Origin of the sequence: Bartonella sp. AA83SXKL, assembly GCF_042196965.1 — a bacterium.
In the GTDB taxonomy this organism is placed as follows: Bacteria; Pseudomonadota; Alphaproteobacteria; order Rhizobiales; family Rhizobiaceae; genus Bartonella.
The window spans coordinates 1-281 of sequence record NZ_JBHIRG010000323.1; the positions used below are offsets into that span (position 1 = coordinate 1).

Annotated in this window: 1 pseudogene; it reads left to right on the forward strand. The window is 41.3% G+C overall.

Annotation, left to right across the window (positions count from 1 at the left end):
• Positions 1-281 (forward strand): annotated as a pseudogene (locus ACFINO_RS11400) (3-deoxy-D-manno-octulosonic acid transferase); the annotation flags it as partial.

Sequence of the window (281 nt, forward strand, 5' to 3'; positions counted from 1 at the left end):
AAAAGAGATGTAGCGTATTACCATGCACTTGGAGTAAAATCTGTTGCGCTTTCTGGCAATCTTAAGGCTGATGTTTTTTGGGTGGAAGATCAAGCATTGCTTGCACATTATCGTGATGCTATTGGCAGTCGCCCAGTTTGGGCAGCAGTTTCAACCCATGAAGGGGAAGAAGAGATTGCTTTTGAGGTTCATAAGATTCTTAAAAATTATTTGCCAGATTTATTGACAATCATTGTGCCCCGTCATCCTGAGCGTTCGGAAGATCTTATCAAAAAATGCAG